The 20733-nt window shown below is 56.5% G+C and carries 14 protein-coding genes; 6 read left to right on the top strand and 8 right to left on the bottom strand.

The window, feature by feature from the left end; all coding sequences use genetic code 11:
- Positions 1-139: 139 nt before the first annotated feature.
- Entirely contained in the window at positions 140-1075 is a 936-nt protein-coding gene (locus C5Y96_RS26125; RefSeq protein WP_199188806.1) for a GNAT family N-acetyltransferase, read from the top strand.
- Between the two features lie 4 nt (positions 1076-1079).
- Here C5Y96_RS26125 and C5Y96_RS26120 read toward each other — a convergent pair whose 3' ends face one another.
- The 3 genes from C5Y96_RS26120 to C5Y96_RS26110 form a co-directional block, all read right to left on the bottom strand.
- The gene (locus C5Y96_RS26120; protein WP_105359530.1) at positions 1080-2510 is read right to left on the bottom strand and encodes a sulfatase; all 1431 of its coding nucleotides are present in this window, start codon (positions 2508-2510) and stop codon (positions 1080-1082) included.
- 87 nt (positions 2511-2597) lie between these two features.
- The gene (locus C5Y96_RS26115; protein WP_146115819.1) at positions 2598-6155 is read right to left on the bottom strand and encodes a proline dehydrogenase family protein; all 3558 of its coding nucleotides are present in this window, start codon (positions 6153-6155) and stop codon (positions 2598-2600) included.
- Between the two features lie 137 nt (positions 6156-6292).
- Complete coding sequence (locus C5Y96_RS26110) at positions 6293-7012, bottom strand: AraC family transcriptional regulator (RefSeq protein WP_105359528.1); 720 nt, start codon at positions 7010-7012, stop codon at positions 6293-6295.
- A 257-nt stretch (positions 7013-7269) separates the two neighbouring features.
- Between C5Y96_RS26110 and C5Y96_RS26105 the strand changes: the two genes are divergently transcribed.
- Positions 7270-7773 carry a hypothetical protein gene (locus tag C5Y96_RS26105; protein WP_105359527.1) on the top strand — a complete coding sequence of 168 codons (504 nt, stop codon included), beginning with the start codon at positions 7270-7272 and terminating at the stop codon, positions 7771-7773.
- 49 nt (positions 7774-7822) lie between these two features.
- The gene (locus C5Y96_RS26100; RefSeq protein ID WP_105359526.1) at positions 7823-8710 is read left to right on the top strand and encodes a hypothetical protein; all 888 of its coding nucleotides are present in this window, start codon (positions 7823-7825) and stop codon (positions 8708-8710) included.
- On the opposite strand, the gene C5Y96_RS26095 is transcribed toward C5Y96_RS26100, so the two are convergent.
- The 4 genes from C5Y96_RS26095 to C5Y96_RS26080 form a co-directional block, all read right to left on the bottom strand.
- Entirely contained in the window at positions 8707-11328 is a 2622-nt protein-coding gene (locus tag C5Y96_RS26095) for a sodium:solute symporter family transporter (protein ID WP_105359524.1), read from the bottom strand. The two genes, C5Y96_RS26100 and C5Y96_RS26095, sit on opposite strands and share 4 nt — an antisense overlap.
- Positions 11329-11554: 226 nt before the next feature.
- The gene (locus tag C5Y96_RS26090; protein ID WP_233199179.1) at positions 11555-13066 is read right to left on the bottom strand and encodes a sulfatase; all 1512 of its coding nucleotides are present in this window, start codon (positions 13064-13066) and stop codon (positions 11555-11557) included.
- A 180-nt stretch (positions 13067-13246) separates the two neighbouring features.
- Positions 13247-14509 (bottom strand): NAD(P)/FAD-dependent oxidoreductase, encoded by a 1263-nt coding sequence (locus C5Y96_RS26085; RefSeq protein WP_105359520.1) that lies wholly within the window; start codon positions 14507-14509, stop codon positions 13247-13249.
- Positions 14510-14548: 39 nt separating this feature from the next.
- The gene (locus C5Y96_RS26080) at positions 14549-15496 is read right to left on the bottom strand and encodes a dihydrodipicolinate synthase family protein (protein ID WP_233199165.1); all 948 of its coding nucleotides are present in this window, start codon (positions 15494-15496) and stop codon (positions 14549-14551) included.
- A 133-nt stretch (positions 15497-15629) separates the two neighbouring features.
- Here C5Y96_RS26080 and C5Y96_RS26075 point away from each other — a divergent pair, with 133 nt between their 5' ends.
- Positions 15630-16367, top strand: a complete 738-nt coding sequence (locus C5Y96_RS26075) for an AraC family transcriptional regulator (protein ID WP_105359518.1) — start codon at positions 15630-15632, stop codon at positions 16365-16367.
- A gap of 7 nt (positions 16368-16374) precedes the next feature.
- On the opposite strand, the gene C5Y96_RS26070 is transcribed toward C5Y96_RS26075, so the two are convergent.
- Complete coding sequence (locus C5Y96_RS26070; RefSeq protein WP_158261437.1) at positions 16375-18378, bottom strand: SHD1 domain-containing protein; 2004 nt, start codon at positions 18376-18378, stop codon at positions 16375-16377.
- A gap of 313 nt (positions 18379-18691) precedes the next feature.
- On the opposite strand from C5Y96_RS26070, the gene C5Y96_RS26065 reads away from it, so the two are divergent.
- Both C5Y96_RS26065 and C5Y96_RS26060 read left to right on the top strand, forming a co-directional pair.
- Positions 18692-19426, top strand: coding sequence for a TetR/AcrR family transcriptional regulator (locus tag C5Y96_RS26065; RefSeq protein ID WP_105359514.1), 735 nt, complete (start codon positions 18692-18694; stop codon positions 19424-19426).
- Complete coding sequence (locus C5Y96_RS26060; RefSeq protein WP_105359512.1) at positions 19395-20729, top strand: efflux RND transporter periplasmic adaptor subunit; 1335 nt, start codon at positions 19395-19397, stop codon at positions 20727-20729. The genes C5Y96_RS26065 and C5Y96_RS26060 overlap by 32 nt, the downstream gene beginning before the upstream one ends.
- Positions 20730-20733 lie beyond the last annotated feature (4 nt).

Raw genomic sequence — 20733 nt, 5'->3', positions numbered from 1 at the left:
TTAGTAGATCGCCTGAAAAAACACTAGACTTTTCTGATCGAAAATCACTGGCTTGCCAGGAGGGTGGCAGTCGCGAGTCGTTCGTTGCAGAATAGCGGCAGTTTGGTAACCCGCCACAGGCCCGTGTTCAGGACGAAGCATGTCGAGCTACACGATTCGATCGATGACAATCGAAGATCAGGATGAGGTCACTTCGCTGATTTACCATTCGACCAACGCCTGGTACCAATCGCATGCCCGGCCACCGATCTTCACGGGCGATGTTTCGGTTGCCAGCGTATTCTGCGACGTGTACGAAGCCCTCGATCCAGGCTGCTGCGTCGTGGCCCAGTGCGACGATACCGGCACGTTGGCTGGCTCGTGCTTCTATCATCCTCGCCCCACGCACGTGTCTTTGGGCATCATGAACGTCCATCCCGATCACTTCGGTGGAGGCATCGCACGCAAGCTGTTGGACTTCGTGATAGCGGTCGCTGATAAAGAAGACAAGCCAGTGCGTCTGGTATCGAGCGCAATGAATCTTGATTCCTTCTCGCTCTATAACCGAGCCGGCTTCGTCCCTCGGAAGACCTTTCAGGACATGTACCTGGAAGTGCCTGCAGAGGGAATCCAGCGTGGTACGCCGCCTGAGAAGATGAACCATGTTCGCCAGGCATCCGTGGATGATCTTGATGCGATTGTAACGCTGGAAGAAGAGCTCCATCACATCCGACGGCCGGACGACTACCGTCATTTTCTAGAAAACGAATCCGGGCTATGGCACGTATCGGTCAGCGAGAACTCCTCCGGCGGTATCGATGGTTTCCTGGCATCCGTGTTTCACCCCGGCTCGAACATGCTCGGGCCGGGCGTAATGCGCACGGAAGAGGATGCCGCGGCGCTGATCTATTACGAGCTTCAGCATCACGCAGGCCGGGCGCCTGTCTGGCTGGTGCCGGTGGAAGCGAGCCAGCTGGTACAGGAACTGTATAGCTGGGGAGCACGAAACTGCGAACTGCACTTCTCACAGGTTCGCGGCCAGTGGAAGCGGCCTGAGGGAATCATCATGCCGACGTTCATGCCTGAGACCAGTTAGGGAGTTATTTCAGTCCCAGCTCTTTTTCCCACCACTCAAGATAAACTTCCGGATCGACATCCCGTGTGAACCCGCGCTGCTGGTAAGCTTTGCTCGACCACTTCTGACTGGCCTTCAGCGTTTCCTCGAGCTTCGGTTCAGGCTTGTACCCTTGATCATTCGTATCGGCGATCCATTGATCGAGATTACTTCGCAGGTCCGTCAGTACCTTTTCGTACTTGGGATCTCCAGCCACATTGTGGGTTTCGTCGGGGTCGGCATTCAAGTCATAAAGCTCTTCCGACGGACGTGACTCTTCCCAGAATGCCTCTGCTGGGCCATTCAATTTCCCCTGCTGCTTCAACGCGCGAGCGACAGTCATGCCCGGGTATTGCAGATCTTTGTAGCTGCTGGTCTGGGAATATGGGAGCTCGGGGAAGTCATTGCGTATGTACTTGAAAGAATCGGTCCGCACGCAGCGAATACGATCGACCGCGTCGCCGCAACGATCGCGTGCCGCGAAGATCATATCTCTTCCCTTGTAGCCGGCAGAAAGAAAGTTCCGACCATTCATCCACGCCGGTATTTCAATGCCCGCAGCCGCGATGGTGGCGGCGCTGACATCGATAAGGCTGACCATATCTGGCTTAACGATGCCTGGCCGAGTGTGTCCCGGCCAGCGCACCAGTAGCGGAACGCGAATGCCCCCGTCGTACAGCCACTGCTTGCCACGGTAGTGGGGCCGGCCGTGATCGCCGAAGAAGAAGATAACTGTGTTGTCGAGTTCCCTTTCTTCTTCAAGCCGCTTGAGCACGGCACCCACATGCCCGTCAAGCACTTCGATACTGGCGAGGTAATTCGCCCAATCCGCACGGATAACTGGGTGTTCGGGGTAATAGGTAGGAATCGAGACGTGGTCGGCCCGGGTAATGTCTTTGGCCTGCACGAAAGGTCGATGTGGTTCGTGGATTTGAATCTGGGCGAAGAAAGGTTGCCCCTTCTCTCGTTGCGACCAATCGACCCCATCGAACAACTTATCCTCGGCGGTGAAGTTATAGTCGGTCTTGCCGGGACGCGTCAGCTTGTTGTTGCTGTTACTGAGGTAGTAACCGGCATCTCGCAGTAGCGTGAGAATGGGAACGACCGGACTGGGGAGCGGCTTCTTGACCTCCGTGCGATGATGATGCGTTCCGGTCGCCGTTTGATAGACGCCGGTAATAAACGCCGATCGCGACGACGAGCAGACCGGCGCTGTGGAAAACGCCGCCGTATAGCGATACCCTTCATTCGCCAGCCGGTCGATGTTGGGGGTCGCTACCCCTTCGTAGCCGTAACACCCCAGCTCGGGACTAAGGTCATCGGCAATGATCCAAACAATGTTAGGGCGTTCTGCAGCACTAGCGACCGTGGCAAGCGAGCAGAGAGCAATCAGCACGAGAATCCGCAGGGGTAACATAAGAACGCGATTCGATGGGGGATGGCAGAGGGAATTTCCAGAGCTGCCATCATACCATCGATTCGGTACGCGTTCTATCAATCCACCTTATCGCGGTTGCGGCTGCCGCGACGTCGTGTTGCCGTGTCGGTGAACGATTTCGGTCACCGATTGTTCGCGCAGATAACCCAGCCATTCGAGCCGCCCGTTCGTAAAGCAATTGGAATCGAGCACCCGACAGCCGTGCTGCTTCAGTGGTTCGGCCCAGCGAGGATCGAACGTGCCGACCATTCGCAGGCTTCCTGGCTTAGCTGCACGGTTTCTGTTTACGAATTCCCGTTGCGATTCGATATGTCCGTGCTGCATCATCACCGAAGGCAGCGAGTGGAACCAATCGTTTTCGCCATCGGTGCTCAACTCCCACGCGATTCCAGCAATGTGACAGAGGAGAAAACTCTTGGCCAAGTCGACGATCTTTACGTTCTCTCCCAAGGCGCGAATGACATACGCCGGCAATGGACGATAGCGGAAATGATTCGTCTCGCCATGCAAAGCCGACGGATCGTGCTCAAGCGAAAAGTAGTTTTGCCACCAGTGGGCATAGCTGGCCGCCGCGGCTTGTAGCTCAAGTCGCTCTTCTTCCGACTTGAGCCCATTCTCAAGCTTGGCTACCAGTTCCTTCAGTTCTGGCGAAAGCGGCTGCGTCGCTTGGGGCAGGGCGGTCTCGGTCCAATCGCGGAACGCGGCCACGTAGTTCGGACCGCCAGCTTTCGCACCGGGGCCGACGGCCGAGTGCTTCCAGCCACCAAAGGGTTGCCGCTGGACGATCGCTCCAGTCGTCGTGCGGTTGATGTACGCGTTGCCGACCTCGACCCTCTCGCGCCATGCGTCGATTTCGTCGACATCCAGCGAATAGAGACCACCGGTCAGGCCGAACTCGTTGTCGTTTTGAATACGAATCGCTTCTTCAAACGAATCGACGCAGATGATCCCCAGCACCGGGCCGAAACACTCGGTACGGTGATACCAACTACCAGGCTTCACCCCCAGTCGAATGCCTGGGCTCCATAGACATGGATTGTCATCCATCATCTTGGGCTCCAGCAGCCAGGACTCACCGGCGTCTAGCTGCGTCAGTCCGCGTTTCAGTTCGGCATGCGGAGGTCGGATGATGGGCGTGACATCCGCCGACAGGTCCCACGCCGGTGCGACGTGCAAGCTGGCAGCCGCATCACGAAGCTGATTGCGGAACTGATCGCTTTCGTAAACATCTCGCAGCACAATCGCCAGGCTCGCCGCCGAACACTTCTGCCCCGCATGGCCGAAGGAACTTCGTACCAGGTCTTTGATTGCCAGATCGAGATCGGCCGCCGACGAGATGATCATGCTGTTCTTGCCGCTCGTCTCGGCATACAGCCGCAGGTCCGGTCGCCACGACTGGAACAACTGAGCGGTCGAGTAGGCACCAGTCAAGACGACTATCGATGTGCGAGGATCGCTCAGCAGGGCCTTGCCGTCGTCGCCGTCGACCAGTGGCAGGAACTGAAGGACTTCACGAGGGACGCCTGCTTCCCACAACTGACAAGCCAGGTGCCACGCCGTCAGGACGGTCTCAGGGGCCGGCTTCAAAATAACGCTATTGCCTGCCATCAAAGCCGCCAGGCAACCGCCAGCGGGAATCGCATAGGGGAAATTCCACGGAGGCGTGACAACCACCACGCCAGCTGGCGACGAGGTTGTCCCGTCGTTCCAGCCATCTGTGTTCAGTGAGCGACTATAGTAGTCGGCAAAGTCGATCGCTTCGCTGATCTCAGCATCGCTTTCCAGAACGGCCTTGCCAGCGTCACCCATCATCACGCCAATCGTTTCACCACGCTGCTGCGCGGCAACGGTGGCGAATTGGCGTAGGATCTGAGCACGCTTCTCGATACCTAGTTCCTCCCACGCCGATTGAGACTGGCTGGCCGTTTGTAGTGCCAGTTCCACGTGCGTAGCATTCCCATTCGCGTAGCGATAAAGTACCTTGCCTGGCCGGGAAGGATCGAGGCCATCGGTGAGGTTCTCGGTCGTTTCTTCGACCCCTCCTACTTGAACGGGGATGGTGCCGAACGTTTTGTCTTTCCATACGTCGACCAACTCTTCGATCCACTGGCGATTGGCGGGAATCGCAAAGTCCGTGTTCGCAGCGTTCGCGAATGGCTGCTCGACAGTGGTGGGGATGAAGTGCTCGGTCCCTCGGTCTTGTCGGCGATTGGGAGTAGTGGCCAGCTGATCGGACTGGGCCAGTTGGCACGCATCGAGGAAACGCTGGCTTTGCTCGTGCCAGGCAGGCGAGTCGACTTCCATGGCAAATAGCGAACCAAGGAAGCTGCCTGGCTGGGTATTCTCGTCGAAGCGACGAACCAGGTAGGCGACCGCCGAGTCGAAATCGGCGTCGTAGCAAATCGGTGCATAAACGAGCAGGTCGCCGGTACGATCACGCATCTCGCGAGCCTGGGCATTGGCCATACCTTCCAGCATCTCGAAGTCGACGCGATGGGTCACTTCGCGATGTTGTGCCAGACGCAGTGCGAATGCGATATCGAACAAGTTGTGACTGGCCAGGCCAATGCGTACGGCCTCGGCGTTTTCAGGTCGAAATGCATACTCGACCATCCGCTTGTAGTTCGCATCGGTTTCGTTTTTGGTATGGTAAGGAGCTTGCGGCCAACCATTGAGCGAGGCTTCGACCTGTTCCATGGCCAGGTTGGCTCCCTTCACCAGGCGAATCTTGATATCGGCTCCGCCTCGAGCAACACGCTGCCTGGCCCACTGCGTAAGGGACTGCTGAGCGACGTGCGAATCAGGCAGGTAGGCTTGCAATACGATCCCTGCAGAAAGGTCGCAAAACTCGGGCTCGTCCAATACCGAGCGGAAGACATCGACCGTCAAGTAAAGGTCGCGATATTCTTCCATGTCGAGATTGACGAACTTGTGCTTTCCCTCTCCCGCGGACATCGCCGAGCGATAAAGAATACGCAGCCGTTCCTTCAGTTCTGCCAGCGTCTCTTTGTAGCCGGTCAAGCTAATATGGGCCGCAACCGACGACAGTTTCACGGAGACATATTTGATGGCGGGGTCTTCAATGCGCTCGATGTACGTTTGAAGTCGACGTTCGGCTTCCTGCTGGCCGAGGACCGCTTCCCCCAGTTGGTTCAGGTTGATGCGAATCCCGTCACGCTTCCGCTGCTCGAGGTAGCGTGCGAAAGGCTGTGGTTCGGCCGAGATGATTACGTGGGACGAGTCGGTTTGAATTCGCTTGCGAATCAGTGGCATCACCAGACTCGGTGCCACTTGTGCCGCCCAGACGCCGATTTGCAATAAACAGCGATCGAGGGGACTGAAGTATTTTGGCAGCCCATACTGCTGCACGAGTGATTGCAAGTGATATGCCGAGCGACGCGGGTTCTTAATCCGCAGTACCTGGTCGGCCATCGCCACCGTAAGCTCTTTACCGTCATGATCGCTGATCAGCCCGGCAACCTTGGCCAGGTTGGCTCGGTCTTCTGTCGTTTCACGCGATTTCGATGCACGAAGGATATCCGCCGCGAGTGGAATCGCTTCGCGGGCGATAACATCGATGATCGAAATATCCATTTTTCGTTGCGACTGCGTGACGATAGACACGGTGATACCTTCAGGAGTAAGCCTAGAAATTCATTTGTTTGAATTCTAGGAATGACCACCCCTTCAGGTATTGAGCATTTCCAGCGCCGCGCACGGTAGTTTACGCCAAAATATGGTGGTAAAAAAAGCGGATTTTCCTAACCCAGCTTCTGGTGCGACTTTCGGTACGCGAGCGGGGTTTGGTTGGCTGCGGCACCAAAGTGCCGGGTGAAGGCGCTTTGGTCGCTAAAACCGCACTCCAAAGCAATCTCGGACAAGGACTTTTCGCTGGATAACAACAGTTGCTGGGCCAAGTCCAGTCGGTACTTCATCACGAACTTTTTGGTCGAAAGACGGAACACGCGCCGCATTCGCCGATCGAGCTGGGTTACCGATAGATGAACCACTTCGGCCAGCTCTTCCGTCTTCAGTGGCTGGGCGATGTGCTGTCGGATGTAGTCGACAACGACATTCAAATCTGCCAGTTCCAGATCGCTGTCGCTGGGCTGATTCAGGTCTTGCGAAACACCCACCAGGCCGATCGTTTCCCCCGTTTTGTTAAGCAGGGGGAACTTGTTCGATAAATACCAGCCTCGCGAGCCATCGGCTTGAGAGATTAGTTCCAATTGATCTTTCAATGGCTGCCCGGTGCGGATCACTTCCCGGTCCTGGTCGTCGTAAACTTTAGCAAGTTCCGCTGGGAAATACTGAGAAGCCTGCTTGCCGATCAACTCGGCCGGGTCGGCCACCCCTATCCGTTCGGCGAACGCATGGTTCACGAACGTGTAGCGTCCTTGCAGATCTTTCACGCAATAAACCACGTCCCCCAGGCAGTCGAAAATCTGCTCGAGTAGTCCCTCTTGAAACTCGTATTTCATCCAAAGTCCTTCGTTATACGCTCAATCGTCTCAACCAGAGGAACCCATTGCTGCTCTTTTATTCATATCGCCGGCGAGAAATCTTCGCTACCCATGCGACATGTAATTGACCGTTGAGGTAAACCTGGTCGGAGGCCATGTCAGGAAAGTTTAAGTTCTGATGTTTTGCAAATAATTTAGGCGAAGTAGATCAGGGAATTAGGTAACTTGAAGGGAATGACACTTCTCTTATCTCGACCCTCGGGGGTGGTTTTCCCATGAATAACCGTCAGGCTTTCTCGCGATGGTTCTTGATTTCAATTTTGGTTCTCTGCCCAGTTCTGTTGGGTTGTTGGGAGTCGGAGTCGCGGTGGGACGCGGCCCAGCAGGCCACTCAGGAAGGAGCTACTGCCGTCTCGGAAGCGGCCTTGGATGGAGCCGTTTTCAACAAGTTTTTTCCGGCCCAGACAGACGGAGTTGACATCGTCTATAAGCAAGAGAAAGACGGCTTCTCGCAGGCCTCGCTCAATCGCGATGGCAAGCTGATCGCCATGCTTTCCATTTCCGATACCCGCAACAATCCGACGGCACGCGAAAAGTACCAGGGATCCACGGTCCGTATTCAAGGTTACCCGGTCGTCCATCGCGACAAGACCACTTCGATGCTAGTGGCGGATCGCTTTCAGGTTCAAGTGCAATCGGAAGGAGACGCTTTAACCGAAGAGGATCGGATGAAGTGGCTCGAAAAGTTTGATCTGGGTGGATTAGCCAACGCGTTCTAACGACTGACAAATGCTTCTCTAGCGGTTCTTGTGGTAAGGAAAACGAATCATGGCACGACCTTTCTTCAAAGTCGTTGACGATTTGCCGAGCATGGGCCTGACGGCTAGTCTTCTCGGGGCGCTCGACTGGGTAACGCCGGGCGAATACACCAACATCACCAGTTTTGAAGGGATGGTGAAAGACGTCACCAAGTCGACCGATGAAAAGTTCATTCAGCAGGTCGGCGAAAGAGCCATCTACTTGTTCAACGACTCGTCGCAAGGATACCAGCGTACTTTGTGGCTTTACCAGACGATCGATTCCACGCAAGGAGTTGCCGGCTTCGCGTCGTTCCTTTCCAAGATGGCAGAAAACTTCAGCTTTCTCAGCTTCTTGAATAACGTCACTCCTAAGGCCGATACTACGCAGGCGGTTGATCTTGGGTTGAAGCTGGTTGCCGAGATCGTGGCGTTTTGTTCGCTCAATGGCCTTCCGGGGGACAGCATCGGCGACTTTGTCGAGTCGTTGGCCGACTATCGGCACGAAGCACTCATGCGGATGACGGCATTGGTGTGTGTCGATGGGGTCTTGCCGCTAGGACCAGACTTTGTCTCGAAGGCGATGGGAATGCTCGATTCGTCTGGCGTTTCAGAACTCGCCGGTAACGAACGCTTTCAACGCGTTGCCGGCATGATTCCCGGTGACTCGACCAAAGAGCAACTCGGGTTCATGCAAGAGGGGTTGGGTTCAATCAAAGACTGGGCAGGGGATTTCGTCGCGAAGCACAGCATCACGGTCGAAAAGGTCGCTGGTAGCTTAAAAGGGGTTTCCGATCGCTGGGAAGGAAGCATGGATTGGATGGCCTCGGTAATCGACATGACAACCGACTACTACGAGCACACCGGCGTTCAGACCGTCGCCAGGCAGTTGATCAGCCGGGCAGCCGCTGAAGTTTAGTTGGTCTGGCTAGTGGTTGTCGGCATCGCCCGTTCGTCATCGCTGGAAGGAGCATCGTAAATCGTCAGCCCCGCCAGATTCGGCGGGGCACCACCCGTGAAAAGGCTCGCCACGTACCCGACTACAAAGCAAACCGTTAATCCCGCCGCCGGATAAACGAAGCTGTTGACCCTGGTGAATTTCCACAAGGCCAACATAGCCGCGGCTCCGAACAACGCGCCGCACAGCGCGCCCAGTTGATTCGTTCGCCGGGTAAATGCTCCCAACAGAAACAGTCCGCCCAAGATGCCCATGAAGATCCCCAGGATCATAATGAACGCATCGAACAGCGAACGAATATCCGGATTGACAAATAGCAACGCCAGAAGCGTTCCGATCGTCCCCACCAGAAACGTACAGGTCCTGGCGGCGTACAAGTATCCACGTTCGGTCGTGCAGAAGCGAAGTGGCCGCAGAAAGTCAACGATGATTGTCGTCGCCGACGAGTTCATGCTGGTCGAAACAGTCGACTGGGCAGCCGCGAAGACGCCAGCCACGATCAAACCTGCCAGACCGACAGGTATTTCGCGCGCGATAAACAGGGGAAAGATCTGATCGGTTGTAATCAGCGGATCAAGCTTTCCTGGCTGGCTTTGGTAAAAGGCGAATAGCGCCGTACCGATCCCAAAGAATAAAATCGTGGCCGGGATAGTGAGTATCGCACTCATCCAAATCGAACGAGCCGCTAGTTGCTCGGTCGATGTTGTGACGTATCGCTGCACGACGGCCTGATCTGCGGTGTAAGAAGAAATGTTCTGCGCGACGGCTCCGGCCAGGATCACCCACAACGCAACCTGGGCGTTGGTGACGTCCCAATTGGAGTTCACCATATTGAACTTGTCGGCCGATTGGGCAATATCCCAAAAACCAGCGAAACCACCATCGACCCCACCTATCAATAAGACCAGCGCCAAGATAGCACCGCCCAGCAAGACAAACGTTTGGATCGTATCGGTCCAGATTACCGCCTCGATCCCACCCATCGTGCAGTAGACGATGCTCAGCACGCCCATCAGCAGAACCGATTGCACCGGCGTCAGAGGCGTGGCCACCGCCAAAGCCAACGCGGTGAGAGACATCACGATTGCCATCCGAAAAAGATGGAAGAAGACGAAGCTCATACTGGCAAACATCCGCGTCAAACGACCAAAACGCATTTCCAGGTACTCGTAGGCACTGGTTGCGTCGATGCGACGATAGAAGGGTAACGCGACGTAAACCGCCAGAATCGCAACCACGGGAATCGTGAAATTCGAGACGGCATACACCCAATCTTGTGCGAATGCTTTCGAAGGGAGCCCGGTGAACGTCAACGAGCTGAGCATAGTCGCAAAGATGCTACAGCCAGCGGCCCACCAGGGGATCTGCTTGCCGCCGCGAAAGTAGTCGTCGGTGTTCTTATTCTTCTGGGTGAAGTAAACCCCAATGCCCACCATGGCCAGCAGGTAGCCAAACAGCACCAGGTAATTCAAAACCCCAAAGCTCTTGGCTGGTGTGCTGGCGGTGATCTTCCAGATGTGGGGCGAACGAACACGAGGACGTACCTCTCCGCTGGGCAGGATAACGGAATCTCCCCACCGCACGGCGGTCGTCGTTACGGGACAGGCAGGTGTTTCGCCAATGCGGGCCCACGAGTCGGTGATGGTGTGGTAAGCGAATGCTTCTTGGGGAAAGCCTGGGTGGTTGTCCCTAAGCTGGTCTTCTTTGCCCCAATTGCTTTCGTCGGCACTGGCAAGCACGAAGATATGACTCTGTCCCACACCGATCGCTTCGCCGGCCATCATGGCCCTGGGAGCATCTTTGCGCTGGTGCCAGGTATTGGTCTTAGGAACGAACTGCCAAACGTCGGTGAGGAATTCCGTTTGCCCATTGGCGTCACGGCGTCCTCCCATTACGTAGATCGCATCGTGGAAGCCATCGTGCTGAGCAGCAACCATCGCGAATGCCCGCGTCGGCCCTGGCAGCGGGGGCAGCTCTTTCCACTGGAAGTCCTGCGGGCTGCCCGGCTGCGAAAGGTCCAGGCTCCACAACGAACTGGTCGCACTGGTAAGCTCTGGCTTACTCTGTCCGCAGGCAACATAGACCGTATCGCCGATCATAGCGGCCTGGGCATAGACGGTGGGTTGGGGCAGGGGAGCACACGCGATCGTCTCGATCTTTTGACCATTCCATTTCAAAAAGTACGCTTCGGCGAAAACGTCTTCTGTGTCATTGCCACCCAAGCACAGTACACCCAGCTTCGTGCTGACGCTTGCTCCGTACGCGGTAGGGCGAGGGAGCGTGCCTCCTTCTTTCCAGCTGTAACCATCACTCGTGCGAACCAATACGTGGATGGCATCGACCCACTGTTTGTTCGACTCCCAGACGGGGCGCGGAAAGTTTGCCCCACCGGCGACAATCAACGCGTCGTTGCTGATGCCGGCAAAGGGGCCGGCAACGCCCAGTTCGCTGGGCAGGTCTGGTAGCTGCGTCCAATCGAGTTGCGTTTCTGCCTGGCTCTCGCCAGTAGAGGTCGCAAAGAGAAGCGTTGCCGCAACGAGAAGGAGAGCTTGCCGGCAAAGAATCCGTCGAAGGAGCATCAGAGGCCTTTTGATTGATTTGCAGATGAAGTGGATCCACCGCGGTGGGGACGCGGGCGGGGGATCATGTTGCCAAAGATCGCCTGAAAACTCAATCAGTAGAAATATTTCTCGCGTTTATTTCTTCAAATCGCACCATTTCGACACGAATTCGCGCATGAAAAAGGCCCTTCAAGTAAGGATTGAAGGGCCTTCGCGAGTTCAACTCAATCGAAGCGAGCCATCGTTATTGGTAGCTCCACTTCATGATCCAAGGATCGTCGAGTTCTTTTTGCTTGGCTTTGAGCTTGGCCTTGTACTCTTCCAGTTTCTCGGCGTAGGCCGGATCGTTGGCCAGGTTCAGCGTTTCTTCGGGATCGGTCTCGATGTTGAAAAACTCGAACTCGGGACGATGAATGTACTCGCCTACGGTCTTGTTACCGTAAGGAGCATCTTCCCCCTTCTGATACTGTGCCTGCCAGCTTGAAGCGGCCCACAGGTCCGACGCGAAAGGGTAGTCCAGCTTATGAGCGATGTTCCAGATCAACTTGAAGTGCTTGTCGCGATAGACTCGCATGGGGTAGTACATCTGGATCTCGTGGAACGTGTGCGACGCGAAGATCGAATCGTGCGTTGTCGCTTCTGGGTCGCCTAAGAGCGGAATCCACGACTTGCCGTGATATTGATCGAACTTGTTGCCGCCGTTGCGATTCTCTTGCAGGGCCTCGCCACGTTCCTTCCAGAACGCATTGGCATTAATCGGGTGCTTCGGACGCTGTGCTTCGCGATCCAATCCGCCTGCGAAGTCCAGGATCGAAGGGGTGATGTCGACGTGGCTGATCATCGCATCCGTTTCAACGCCACGCTTCTTCTCGTATGGATTACGCACGACGAAAGGAACACGCAGGCCACCTTCGTAAACCGTGGTTTTACCGCCTGAGAACGCCATGCCGTGGTCGGCCGTAAAGATGATCATCGTCTTGTCGTACAGGCCGTTCTCTTTCAGGATATCGACCAGTCGCTTTAAACCCTGATCGATACGCGAAACGGCCTGGTAGTACTGCGACAGTTCTGCGCGAGTATCAGGCGTGTCGGAAAGGAACTCGGGAATGGGGACCTCGGCGGGATCGTAGAAGACTTCTTCGATGCCTGGGTAAGCCTTCTTGTTGGGCTTGTTGCCAAAGAGGTCTGGCTTCAGTTCCAAGGGTGAAGTCTTATCCACTCCACCGCCGCGGTGCGGATCGCTGGTGGCAAAGTACAGGAAGAACGGCTTGTCGCTGTCGGCCGTGATGAAGTCCTTGCAGTTGTTGGCCATCTCGACTGGTGAACGCGTGTTGCCGGGGATCGTCTTCTCGAAGTGGAAGACCGCTTCCGGTGCCACGTGATACTTGCCGCACAGACCGGTGCGATAGCCGGCCTGAGCCATCAAGCGTGGCAGAGCCAGGCTGACCACATCGTGGTACGAAGAAAACTTGTGGAAGTGGTGCGTATGACCGTACTGGCCATTCATATGATTGTGCAGGCCGGTCAACACCACCGAGCGACTGGCACTGCAACTGGCCGTAGTTGCAAACGCGTTGCGAAACAGCGTTCCGTCCTTGGCCAATGCGTCGATGGTTGGCGTCACGGCAACTTTGTCGCCATAGCAACCCAGCGTGGGGCTTTCGTCATCGGTGATGAAGAAGATGACGTTACGATCAGGACGCTTGGCGTCATCGGCTGCCTGGCTGATCGTGGCGATCGTAGAGAACAGAATCAGCGACAAAACAAACGCAGTAGTAAACCGCGCGAACGACAGGACTGTTTGTATCAAGGGGCACCTCAAACAGTGGAGCTTTTCAAGGAAGGTAAGAAGATAGGGGGATTCCCTCCCCATTCTAATCAAAAACAAGCCGTCGAGGGGGAACTTCTCAAAAATGTACTTGGTGGAGGCTCCGCGCTAGGCAAATCGAAGGGGGGAGTACGGTTCGGGATCGATGTGCGGTGTCAATTGTGTCATCATTTCGCTCACCAGACGCCCGGTCGCCGTGGCCATGCTCAGTCCTAACATGTTGTGCCCGGTCGCCAGGTAGGCGTTCTTCAGACGTGGAACTTGCCCGATGATGGGCAGGCTATCCCAGGTCATGGGCCGCCAGCCGTACCAGGTCGAATGTGTTTCCGGGGTATCCGGCGTCCGTAGGTAGGGTCTGGCCGACTGGCGAAGCTGCTCAATCCGTTTCTCTGGAATCGATTCGTCGTATCCGCAGAACTCCATCATCGATCCCAAGCGGTAACCCCCTTCAAAGGGCGAAACGCCCACTTTGTGTTCCGGCAGAAGCATCGGGTACTGGGGGCACTTCGATGGTCTCGACATCGTCACCGAATATCCCTTGCCAGGTTCGATCGGAATACGGCACTCCAGCGACTTGCCCAGTCGCGTGCTCCAGGCACCGGTCGCAATCACAAACTGATCGGCATCCAGCGCGCCGTGCGAGGTATGCAGGCAAACGATGCGGCCGTTCTCTTTCTCGATGTGTTGTAATTCGCAGTTTTCCAGAAACGTCACCCCGCGCTGCTTGAGCTTGCCCGTCCAGTCGGCATTTAGTCGATCTGGCCGTACCGAAGCATCGCCGGAGTAATGGAACGCGCCGGCCAGGTTGTCGTTCAACGCTGGCTCGAAACGGGAAAGCTCGCTGCCGTCGAGACGCTGGGCGGAAACACCAAAGTGATCGGTCAGGAAGCGATCGGTCTCGGCGAACGATCGCATGCCCTTCTCGGTTTGCAGGACATACAGTAGGCCAGTCTCTTTCCACTCGCAGTCGAGCGACTCTTCCTGAACCAGGCGTCGATACTCGCTCATCGAAGCATCGAGGATCGACTTGAGCGCGGCCCCAGCCGAAAGCATCTGCTTATGGTTACAGCGCCGCGCGAACTGCCACATCCAGTTCCACATCGCCGGACTGAAGCGTGGTTTCACGCGGAACGGAGCATTCGGCTGCAGCAAGGATTTCGCAGCGGTACGCACGGCCTCCGGCTCGGTCAGGGGCAAGACGTGGCTGGGGCAAATGTAGCCGCAGTTGCCATGCGAACACGCACCGGCGATCGTCCCGCGGTCGATCACGGTGACCTTCAATCCCTGTTTCGAGAGATAGTGGGCACAGGCAATTCCGACAATCCCAGAACCGACAATCAGCACGCGTTCAGGATGCGAGGGGGTAATCATTCAGCACTGTCCAGCGAAGCAGAAAGAAGAAGGGGGAAACTAACCTTGCGAGCCAGGCCACGAATCCCACCATTTGCGGAACAGTTCCCACTGTGCTTTCAAGTAGTCTCGCTGACTGGGGCTCAGCTTGTCGGTTTCGTTGAAGTGATGCTCGTACTCGGGATTTCCTTCCAGGACCATCAGGTACTTGTAATACAGCACCAGGTCCGGCCCTTCGTCGAAGGTCGACAGAACGGTCAATGCTTCGTTCAATTCCCACGCGAGTTTACGTGACTGGGCACACCCCGCGGCTCCTTTCTCGCACAATTCGACCAATCGCAGCACCTCTTTCGGCAAGGCATTGCCCACACCGGTGATCGCCCCCTTGGCATTGCAGCGAATAAAGCCGTGGTAGACCTGCGTGTCGACACCCACCATCAACACCAGGTCTGGGTTGGTACCAGTGATGTGTTCGGCAGCGTAGGTCAGCGAGTTCGCTCCGCCGAATTCCTTGAAACCGACCAGGTTGGAAAATTCGCGTCGCAGGTCGAAGAACAAGTCGGCTTTGGTTTCAAAACCGTAGTAGGGGCTGTTGTAAATCACCGCCGGCAAGTCGCCTGCCGCGGTGAGGATGGCCGAGAAGTGATCGCGCTGAGCAGTCTTGGAAGTCCCGCGTGAAAGAACCCGCGGAATGACCATCAACCCGGCAGCGCCCACTTCTTTCGCATGAGCCGCATGCGCCGCGGCGAGCTTCGGATTCTGGGCTCCAGTGCCAACGACCACGGGCACGCCAGCCGCCGTGAGTTGCCGAACCCCTTCCTGACGCTGGGCATCGGTCAGCAGCGGCCAGTCTCCCATCGACCCGCAATAGACGACCGCCGACATGCCGACGTCGATCAGCTCTTTGCCTTTGGCGACCAGTGCCTCGAAGTTGGGCGTACCATCTTTCTGGCACGGGGTCATGAGTGCTGGAATACAGCCGCGGAATACTTGCGATTTATCGTTCACTCGCGCTACTCGGTAAAAGGAAGGGCTGGAGTAAGATTCGATGTTTCCCTGATATTACCCTGTCCGGTGCCGTTTTGTCTTGACAAACGACCCAATTGCGACTTGAATTTGCGCATACATATAGAAGGGGCCTATGATCACGGAAATACAGGAAATTCTCGGTCAGTTGGACAAGCCGTTCACCGGCGAAGAGCTGTTCGACCACCTGCCTGACATTGTGTTTTTTATCAAAAACACGAAAGGCCAGTACCTGGTCGTCAACAACACGCTCGTCCAACGCTGCGGCGCTCATAGCAAGAGCGATCTGCTGGGACGCCTGCCTGGCGAGGTGTTGCGACCACCACTTGCGCAAAGCTTCGAGGACCAGGACCGCAAAGTGCTGGAAACGGGGCAACCGTTGGTCGGTCAGTTGGAACTTCATTTCTATGCGACCCGTGACGTGGGGTGGTGCTTGACCAGCAAGTTGCCGCTGCGCAGTCGCACTGGGGAAGTGGTCGGCCTGGTGGGTGTTTCGCAAGACCTGCGACTTCCGGATCTTTCGACCGATGAATATCAGCACGTGATTGCCGCCATCAATTTTGCGGAAGCCAACCTGCATGATCCCCCCAGCGTTGCCGACCTGGCCGATATTGCGGAGATGTCCCCTTACCAGCTCGACCGCCGCATGCGACGCGTGTTCGGTTTAACGACCGGGCAGTGGCTGTTGAAACTGCGGATCGACCTGGCTCAGCGCCGCCTGAGGACCTCGGACGAGTCGATCTCGAGCATCGCCATGCAGGCCGGTTATTCCGACCAAAGCGCCTTCACGCGGCAGTTTCGTCGTGCGACCGGTATGTCTCCGCGCGACTACCGCAATGCGCGGCGCGGTTAGCCTGGTTTCAGTTCAAGCCTGAAGCGGTCAGATTCGATTCGCCCAGGCCCTCGCGGATGGTCGACTTCAAAATATAAGAGGGGACCTTGATGCGGCCAAACCACTTCGGGTCTGGGTGGATGAGTTTCAGCACGGCGGCTTGAATCTCTTCCCCTTCTTCGGTTTGAAAGCTGCTTGGTGCCCCGCGGGTGTACTCGCCTTTGAATAAAACATCGTTGCCATTCTTGAGCACGAAGCTATGCACCCAGGGACGGAACTTGACCTTTTCGCTGGGGCCATTGGGGCGAACGCCGAAGGGACGCGGAGGAAGGACAATGCCGCCGAGTGTGCGAGCCTTCTCGGTGTAGTAATCTTCTTCCTTCTCGTCCCCCTCGTGCACCGAGACCTCCAGTATGACGCTGGCGTTGTTGTTGTTCACCCAGCTACTTTCTTTCAGCTTAGCACTGACTGCGTCTTCGATCTGTCGTTGATAGTCGTCCGGTACGTTGACAAACTGGTAGTTCACCCGAACCGCACTTCCCGGCGACATCACGTACAGCGTCTTCGGATCGACCGTTTCCGCCGTGCGAATGGCTGCTTCATGCGGCAAGGTGGTGATGGTCAACTGGCTCGACTGCTTGTCGCCGAAGCAGGCAAACATCCGATCGCCATAAACCTGCTTGGCCGAGGAACGTGTTTTGTACGTCCACAGGGGCAACGTTCGCTCGACGTCGTAGACGGTTTCATTGAGCTTGACGTACTCACCCACCCAAGTCAGATCGTCGTCCCCCGTATCGGCCACAGGGATTGTCTTGATGTGCGTGCCGTCCTCCATGCTGTAAATGACCAGCTTGTCCCACAACTTTATGGCCACTCGTTTGCCATCGGCGGATATCGCGGCCCGCTCGACGTCCGACTCTGGCTCGATGCTGCCGACGATGTTTCCATTGGACGTATCCAAAAAGCCAACGTACTTCTTCGCCGGAAAGGCCATCAGTTCGCCAGCCGGCGAAAAGCTGACATGCACGGAGTCGGCCAGTTCTCCCTGCTGCACGGCTCGCGGGACGGTGCCGCTCAAGTCCCAGAACGTCAGCTTCTTATCCTTGGTGACAACAGCCAGGCGGTTGTTAGGGAGAAACTTTGCCGACACGAACTCTTTCCAACTGCCGCCACCGACGGTGAACTCATACAGCGGGGTGATCGTCTGTCCGTTGATGGAAAAGAGTGCGAGATCGTTGCCTGTGTCCCATCCTTCGACGCGAATTGCCGCGAACATTGCCGCGTTGGGGGCAACGGCGACAACCCGATACGGCTGTTCAAACTCGGTCACGGCTGAGCTCTTTTGCGTGGTCGGATCGACGAGCATAAAACGCCCGTAGTTGTCGGCCGCCTTGCGACCTTCCTGGTAGACGTTGACGATCACCGTCGGCGCGCGACCAGCAATCCCCAGGGCCATCTTGCCAAAGAAGGGCTTTTCCAAAGGAACCGTGATAATCGAATCTTGCAGCGTCACTTCCGGTAAAGCGGCTGGTGGTTTAACCGACCAAAACTCGCGACCAGGGGCCAGGCTCAATGGACGAGCACCGCCGGTGGTGACGTTTACCTTGTTCAGTCGGCCAGGGCTTGCCGGGACAAGGGGCACGTTCGCCGCCGTCGCAGGCATCGCCGCTGTTGAACCTCCGGCGAATGGGTTCTCTGGCTCGCCACCAGCAAACGGATTATTCGGATCGTTCTGGGCTGCTTCCGCTTTCAGGAACTCGTCGACGAACTGGCGATCCTTCTCGCTCAACTTGTCCAGCGGAACGGTGACCACTCTGCCGTCCGATTTGAGGATCTGGACCTGCTTCTCGTCGGCGGACTTGAGTGTCCCACCGATCTGAAACTTGCCGGTACCGTCGACCCACGTTCGGTTTTCGGCATACTTGGCCAACGCACCCGTAGGCTCGCCAGCTAATGCCATCGTTGGAAACAGTGCGCCGCAGATGACGATAACGGATAAATAGCGATAGGAAATGAATCTGGCCGGGTTCATTTCAGGCATCCCTCATGAAGAAGAGAGGAACAAACACGAGAGTAAATTGAAAAGTGGTGAAAACATTGTAACAGGGGGACAGGTTGGCTCCAGTCTCTTGCACGCTGATTATCAAGACACAAACTGGCTATTATGGGGGATTTGCCTGGGGTGGGCGAGTCGCCGTTTACGGCGTACTATTTCGTAGTAGAGACGTCAGAGGTCCCGGTTTTGTGAAGTCTGCCGAAAGATTTATGCAGGAACCGGTCGATTTCTTCGCTATCGAAGTAATCTCCCTTGCCATAAATGGACGAAGTGTCCAAAATGATCGCAGATGCCAACACTCACCCGTAAACAGCGAGAAATTCAGGAACGTGAAGCTCAGATTCTATCCGTAGCACGCGAAATGCTGCTTAAGGATGGTTACCTGGGTCTGAGTATGGATCGTATCGCCGAAGCGGTGGAGTATGGAAAAGGGACGGTTTACCGCCATTTTCCAAACAAAGAAGACATTATCCTGGCATTGGCCGTCGAGACCCAAAAGAAGCGGACCTCCCTTTTCCAAAGGGCATCGCTGTTTCGTGGGGCCTCGCGCGAGCGGCTTACCGCCGTGGCGGTCGCTTGCGAGTTGTTTGTGCGGCTTTATCCGAGCCATTTCAATGTCGAGCAAGTCGTTCGCTTGTCTTCGATTTGGGAGAAAACCTCGGAAAAGCGGCAGAATATTATGCGTACCTGCGAACAGGCATGTACGGGGATCGTGGCCGGTATTGTTCGCGATGCCATCAGCCAGGGAGATTTGACGCTGACCGGCGACATGACTCCTGAAGGGATGGTGTTCGGCATGTGGGCGATCAACTTCGGGTCGTTCTCGATCATGTCGACCAGCGGCGCGCTGGACGAAATTGGGATCGAAGACCCAACCCTGGCCATTCGCGGTTGCATCAATCACATGTTAGACGGTTTTGGTTGGAAAGCGTTATCGACCCAGCACGACTACGAGGCCGTTTTCCAGAAGGCCCTGACGGAGACCTTTGCCGATGAATATCAGCAACTACTCACCCAGTCGTGAGTCTTTTTTTGAACAAAAGTGGACGAAGCGTCAACTTTGGACGATTCGTGTCGGCATGGGGGCGACCGTAGGCTTTCTGGTCGCGGGGATCTTCTTTTGGAACTACCCCTTCGCCAGCGCCGAGACACTGCCCACGCCCAAGGCCCAGCCGCTGCCGGTGGAAGTTGTCTCCGTCGAGTCGCAAGGAAGCTACGCCGCTCAGCGTACCTACACCGGTGTGCTGGTCGCGGCCAAGACCAGCGAACTGAGTTTCGAGCTGCCTGGCAAGATCATCCAGCTTTCGGTCGATGAAGGGGATCACGTCCAGGCCGGTCAGGCACTCGCCGTGCTCGACGATCGTCACCTCTCGGCGCGCATCGCTCAGACGAAAGCCGAGCACGATCAACAGCTGGCCATTCTCGAAGAACTGAAAGCCGGCCCACGCTCCGAAGTCATCGCCGCCGCCGAGGCCGAAGTCCGTCAACTCGATGCCGAACTGCAACTGCAGCAGGCCAACAAGAAGCGTCGCGAGCAACTCATCCAGCGCAGCGCCATTTCGCGTGAAACATTGGAAGACGCCGTCTTCGGTGCCGAAGCTGCCCAGGGGCGTCTCGATGCCGCGAAGAGCCGCTTAGAGGAACTCTGCCGCGGGACACGCATCGAACAGATCGATGCCCAGAAAGCACGCGTTGCCGGCCTCGAAGCTCAATTGGTCGACCTGCAGCACGAACAAGAAGATACGCGGCTCGTAGCTCCCTTCTCAGGCACCATCGCCCGGCGTAACTTCGACGAAGGAGCCGTCATCAGTGCCGGCCAGTCGGTGTACCGAATCGTCCAGCACGAGCCCCTCGAAGTATGGCTGGGCTTGCCCCCGGAAGCGGCCACCACGTTGTCCCTAGGTGACGTCTTACCGGTCACCGTCAACGATCAAACGCGTCAGGGCAAAGTCACCGGCATTGTGCCGGAACTCGATGCCACCACTCGCACACAAACCGTCGTACTGCGACTGGACGAGGAAGCATCGCGTGGCTGGGTACCGGCCCAGGTCGCTCGCGTCTCGTTGGCCAGCGAGCGTAACGACAACGGCTTCTGGCTGCCCAATTCCGCGCTCCTGCAAGGATCGCGTGGCCTCTGGTCGGTGTACGTCGTAAACGAAGAGCACCGGGTCTCCCGCCGCGAGATCGAAGTCATCTATAGCGAAAGCGAACGTTCTTTCGTCAGGGGGACGTTAACCTCCGGCGAACGCGTGGTGGCCAGCGGCGTGAATCGATTGGTGCCAGAAATGCAAGTCAGTATTCAAACCGCAAACGAGCCCCTGAATTGAGCCA

The organism is Blastopirellula marina (assembly GCF_002967715.1).
In the GTDB taxonomy this organism is placed as follows: domain Bacteria; phylum Planctomycetota; class Planctomycetia; order Pirellulales; family Pirellulaceae; genus Bremerella; species Bremerella marina_B.
The sequence above is the reverse complement of the archived record's forward strand: the minus strand, read 5'-3'. Positions and strand labels throughout refer to the sequence as shown.